Genomic DNA, 4,609 nt, shown 5'->3' with positions numbered 1-4,609 from the left:
TGATACTTAAAGAAAATAACAGCCAAATCGGCTGATAGTATAACGTTATCAGTCATTAAAACCAGTAGAACATGGGAAAGCAATTTGAATTCTATTCGCATAAAAATGATGATGAGATGATTGCAAATACGCTTAGAAGTGTATTTGGAGAGTTGTTGTGTGTCCCACATTATAAAGGAGATTTATCTCCTTTTGACATTTGTGCTAATGACCGGAAGATGTATTTGACCGGAAAATCTTTCCAACAATATATATCATATTATACACATGAATATTATGATGGAACAACAGCTGAAGTATTGGACTATGTGAAAAGTCCAGTTTTAGAATATAGAGTTCCTTTTCAAAGGGAAGATATGGCATACATTGCTGGACGTTTTTATTGCTGTTCTGATAATAATGATTTTTCTCAAATGGTTTCCAAGTTTTTTCGTAAAATCAAAAAGAAATTTCTATACGTGAAATTTTGGAAGTGCTATATATCAAACAGCATAGATGTGGAAGCATCTCAATTCTTTATACCGAATAGAATAATTACTATAAATAAAGAAGATTTGAAATAAAAGTGACTGATAACAAGCACCTGTGCCACCTCACGGCGGCAAGCTGCAAACCATTATCTGAATATAATATAAAAGGGTATGTATAAAATAGCTTGGTGTCCTCTTTGTGAGCAAGGGTGGGTTGTGATAGTAAAAGATAAACACACATCTCAACTATACGCCTATTGTACAGAGTGCGAAACGGAATGGAATGACCCGGCAAAAGGCATTAAAGAAGAATCTTGTTTGCCTTTTGGTGCATTCGGACAATTTGTACCACCAACTTTTGAAGAAATATCAAAAAGTGACTGGTATAAATATATTAAGGAGTCAGATAACGAACAGCAAACCGACTGAATAAGCGGAACGCTGCCAAACATTAGCAACTGATTAAAACAGGTGAAATATGGAAATAAACTTTATAGCAAATGATATAGTATATGAAGTAACAGAAGACAATTCATATTTAGTCGGTTTCGCAGATGATAAGAATGAACCCAAAGAATATGTAATTGTCGAAAGAGCATTAGAGTTTGATGAACAGGATATTAAATTGGGTATGGATTCATACTACTTTGAATATTCAGATCAATCTAATTCTGGTTATGGTTTATGTAGTAAAGTCGTCATACGTCAAAATGAGATTGTCTTTTCAGTAAAACATAAATATGAAGACGATATTACTTCAATAACTGTGTCATATAAGGATAATGCAATTGAAGATATAAAAGAGTATAGAAAAATGCTTTCAAATATCTTTGGAGATATTTTGATTATTGAATAAGTTGCTAACAAACAGCACTACTGCTTAAAGCGGAACGCTGCTGGACATTAGCATCAAATAGAAAAAGAATGAAAACAATAAAAGAATTGCTTGATGAAGTCATTGATTTAGAAGGTAAGGTTCAAATAAGCCAAGCTATCGACTTTTATAAGGGGGTGCCGACCCTTGAAAGTGGAGTTTATAGGCAAGTCTCTCCTATGTTGAAAATCAGATATGGATCATTTGGTAAATGGATTAATGCTACACATGGAGATTGGCTTGATACGAAAGAAATGGAAAGCCTTTGGAATGAAGATGAAGAGGATGAACGGTTGGTAGGAATTGTTCGCAACATAAAAGCCTCAATGGATAATTGGGAAGACCATGCTACTGGACTATTTGCGCTAAACAGAATTTCCATTTTTGCAGCAAGCGATAATGGCTATGAAATGATTTGCCTAATATGGTTTGACGGTACAGAAGAACCGGAATTATGGGTATATGATTGCAACGGTGAAAGTCGATATAAAGATTTAGCTTCTTATTTGCAAGCATATATTGATGATGATGTATCAGCTTCTGAAGTAAAGTGGAAATTAGCTGATATGTGATTCTTTTATTAGAAGTGATGCTAACATACACCTTAATCGCCAAAAATGGCGATTAGCTACCAAACATTACCAACTAAAGAAAATTAATAAATATGGTCAAGTACAAACTAACAGTAGATGAACCGTGGGGTTTCAATCATAATGGTAGTAATATTCTTCATGGTATAGTAATAAAGCAACTTTCTCCTACATTTCTTCTTTTCAAATCTGATAGTTTTTTAGATTTTAATGGACAAAAAAGTTGTATTCTAATTTTGAAACCCAGATATGAAAAAGAATATTTTGATTTAGAAACGAATGTTGATGTTATTGTCGGTGGTGCTTTGTGTTTAGAAAATAAATACGAAGAAAAAAATGAAGAATATTTAATATCACATAGCCAATATATGCTTATTGGGAGAATTGAAAAAATAAATGTTGGTAACAATCAACTTAACAGCTAAATGCAGTTAGCTGAAATACATTAATCGCTGAGAAAAATATGAATAATTGGATTGAAACATCAGGAAGCCCATTTGTCATTGTTGAGCAACAATATGCCCATCAATGGAAGGGTCAAGAAAACTACAATGCTATATGTAGCGTAACAGATTACTTGGGGAAAATCTATATAGACAATCATGTCTTATTGGTAATGGGAGATGAACCGATGGCTACACGCATAGTAAATAAAGATGGAGCAATTTTAATAATTCGTTGGAAGTATGCTCCCGATTATCTAACGGTGGAAAAACTTCTGGAGAATGATATAGTAACTGGGGCAGAACCGATAGAAGAAGTTGAAGTAAAATGGGATTCTACTGAATTAGTCCTATTTGATTCTTTGTCTCCCTATTGTGAAGCGTCGGTTAAAGTTTTTTTATCATTACAAAAAACATCTTGTATAATAAAAACTTATCTTTATCAAAAAGACGAAGTATCTTTAATAATACATTCAATCCAATAAAGACGATTAACAAGCGGCTCAACCTCCCCTTAAAGGTCGGTTAGCCACCAAACATTACCCACGTAGTAAAGATATGTTTAGAACACAAATTGAAATATTTACTCCTCGCAGTTTTGGAAGAATTCCAAGACATCCCGAAGATGGTTACATGGCTGAAGATGTAACTGAATCCATAATTCATCAAATAAGCGAGGAAAAACTTATCAAGAGAGTTCAAATAAGCGATTATATTCCTAATACTGTTCTCGAAAAATTGAATCGCTTATTTATATTACGTCCTGATATTTCTTTTCGTGTATATGGAGGGGCTGACAAAAAATTTGGATATGGAGATGATTTCAATGGTTGGAATCTGGATTTCCTGCGATTTGTTCCTGATGTACAAAATATCGTAATAGGCGATTTTGAATATAAGAATACTGGCTTATCTATTCTTTCAAGTTTGTCAAATCTAAAATCATTGACATTAGATATTTATGATTTAAGGGATTTTTCTTTTGTCAATACTTTGCCAAGCCAGTTGGAACATTTACATATAGATGCGGATTTGAAGAGTGGAAAGCCTGTGTTTGATTGCCAATGGCTTTTGCGCTTGAAAAATCTCCAATCCTTATTCCTTGGGAAATTAGATAAGAATCTTGAAGCTATCGTAGGTTTAAGTCAGTTGAGAAAGTTAGAATTAAGAGCTGTCAAAAATAAGGATTTGTCTTTCTTAAAACAAATGCTTATCAAGGACTTGTCTATTCTGTGGTGTGACAGTTCAAAAATAGACTTGACTGTTTTGAGTGATTTTAGAACTTTGCGCCAACTGAAACTTTTTAGAATATCCAAATTGGATGATATTTCATTCGTCAGTACACTCACAGGACTTGAAAAACTCGAATTGATTTGGTTAGCTAATATTACTAAGATACCCAACTTAGCCAATCTAAACAACTTAGCTGAAGTCTGTATTGATACGTTAAATAAGTTGGTTGATATTACAAGCCTTGTAAATGCTCCAAAATTGAGAAAAGTAAAGATGTTAAGCGTTAAAAGTATGACAAAAGAATCTGTATATGCAGTGTTGGATAATCTGAATGTGGAAGAATTACTCTGTTTTGGAGGAAAAGCAGAAATAAGCGATATACATATAAATCGAAAAAATAAAGAATAAATACGTGGGTAACAAGCGGATAAATCTCTCCGAAAAATTGATTATCCACCGGACATTATTCTTCAAAAGAATTGGATATGAATAAAGGAAATACCATAGAAGATTTTTTTTGTAAGCAATTCATTAAGTCTGGTTATCAAGACCGTTTCTTTTTTGAACTGTCATCAAACAAAAAAAGAGTAAAAGCTATTAGTCGAATTTGTCATAATATGATGGATATTATAAATGAGAATAAGATTGTCGAGGTCTATAATTCTACGGATTTAATCCATTTGACAGATAGACTTCGTGAATTATCTAAAGAGAAAGAAGGATATTGCATCGGTTTTTTTGAGCTGGATCAAAAATGGGCAGATATATCAGAGGCTATAAATGCAGGAATACAGTCGAATTTTGGCTTTGCCATAATATTGTCTGATGGAATTGCTTGTATATGTGAAGAAACCGGTATAACCAATAGAAGAGCTGTAATATTACACTCCATATCCAAATTGAAAGAATAACAAGCGGCTCAACCTCCCCTTAAAGGTCGGTTAGCTGCCAAACATTAGTGATTATGAATCAAAAAAAGGAAATATTAGAAAAATTGGC

Annotated in this window: 8 protein-coding genes; all 8 read left to right on the top strand. The window is 33.1% G+C overall.

The window, feature by feature from the left end; translation table 11 throughout:
* The first annotated feature begins 71 nt into the window (after window positions 1-71).
* The 8 genes from DXA54_RS27530 to DXA54_RS27495 all read left to right on the top strand — a co-directional run bounded on the left by DXA54_RS27530 (window position 72) and on the right by DXA54_RS27495 (window position 4,521).
* Entirely contained in the window at window positions 72-563 is a 492-nt protein-coding gene (locus DXA54_RS27530) for a hypothetical protein (protein ID WP_004326133.1), read from the top strand.
* Between the two features lie 78 nt (window positions 564-641).
* Complete coding sequence (locus DXA54_RS27525; RefSeq protein ID WP_117543695.1) at window positions 642-899, top strand: hypothetical protein; 258 nt, start codon at window positions 642-644, stop codon at window positions 897-899.
* 49 nt (window positions 900-948) lie between these two features.
* Window positions 949-1,326, top strand: coding sequence for an Imm10 family immunity protein (locus DXA54_RS27520; RefSeq protein WP_008025582.1), 378 nt, complete (start codon window positions 949-951; stop codon window positions 1,324-1,326).
* Between the two features lie 68 nt (window positions 1,327-1,394).
* Window positions 1,395-1,916: a hypothetical protein gene (locus DXA54_RS27515; protein ID WP_120081180.1), complete on the top strand. Its 522-nt coding sequence runs from the start codon at window positions 1,395-1,397 to the stop codon at window positions 1,914-1,916.
* Between the two features lie 92 nt (window positions 1,917-2,008).
* Window positions 2,009-2,359 carry a hypothetical protein gene (locus DXA54_RS27510; protein WP_048317449.1) on the top strand — a complete coding sequence of 117 codons (351 nt, stop codon included), beginning with the start codon at window positions 2,009-2,011 and terminating at the stop codon, window positions 2,357-2,359.
* Between the two features lie 38 nt (window positions 2,360-2,397).
* Window positions 2,398-2,862, top strand: a complete 465-nt coding sequence (locus DXA54_RS27505) for an Imm21 family immunity protein (protein WP_004295263.1) — start codon at window positions 2,398-2,400, stop codon at window positions 2,860-2,862.
* 73 nt (window positions 2,863-2,935) lie between these two features.
* A complete protein-coding gene (locus tag DXA54_RS27500; RefSeq protein WP_118413797.1) occupies window positions 2,936-4,018 on the top strand; it encodes a hypothetical protein in 1,083 nt (360 codons plus the stop codon).
* Window positions 4,019-4,095: 77 nt separating this feature from the next.
* A complete protein-coding gene (locus DXA54_RS27495; protein ID WP_005681360.1) occupies window positions 4,096-4,521 on the top strand; it encodes a hypothetical protein in 426 nt (141 codons plus the stop codon).
* Window positions 4,522-4,609 lie beyond the last annotated feature (88 nt).

Source organism: Bacteroides sp. OF03-11BH (assembly GCF_003604005.1).
Classification (GTDB): Bacteria; Bacteroidota; Bacteroidia; order Bacteroidales; family Bacteroidaceae; genus Bacteroides; species Bacteroides ovatus.
The sequence above is the reverse complement of the archived record's forward strand: the minus strand, read 5'-3'. Positions and strand labels throughout refer to the sequence as shown.

Coding starts and splice junctions, on each gene's coding strand:
- DXA54_RS27530 (WP_004326133.1), top strand. CDS start 72: ATGGGAAAGCAATTTGAATTCTATTCGCATAAAAATGATGATGAGATG.
- DXA54_RS27525 (WP_117543695.1), top strand. CDS start 642: ATGTATAAAATAGCTTGGTGTCCTCTTTGTGAGCAAGGGTGGGTTGTG.
- DXA54_RS27520 (WP_008025582.1), top strand. CDS start 949: ATGGAAATAAACTTTATAGCAAATGATATAGTATATGAAGTAACAGAA.
- DXA54_RS27515 (WP_120081180.1), top strand. CDS start 1,395: ATGAAAACAATAAAAGAATTGCTTGATGAAGTCATTGATTTAGAAGGT.
- DXA54_RS27510 (WP_048317449.1), top strand. CDS start 2,009: ATGGTCAAGTACAAACTAACAGTAGATGAACCGTGGGGTTTCAATCAT.
- DXA54_RS27505 (WP_004295263.1), top strand. CDS start 2,398: ATGAATAATTGGATTGAAACATCAGGAAGCCCATTTGTCATTGTTGAG.
- DXA54_RS27500 (WP_118413797.1), top strand. CDS start 2,936: ATGTTTAGAACACAAATTGAAATATTTACTCCTCGCAGTTTTGGAAGA.
- DXA54_RS27495 (WP_005681360.1), top strand. CDS start 4,096: ATGAATAAAGGAAATACCATAGAAGATTTTTTTTGTAAGCAATTCATT.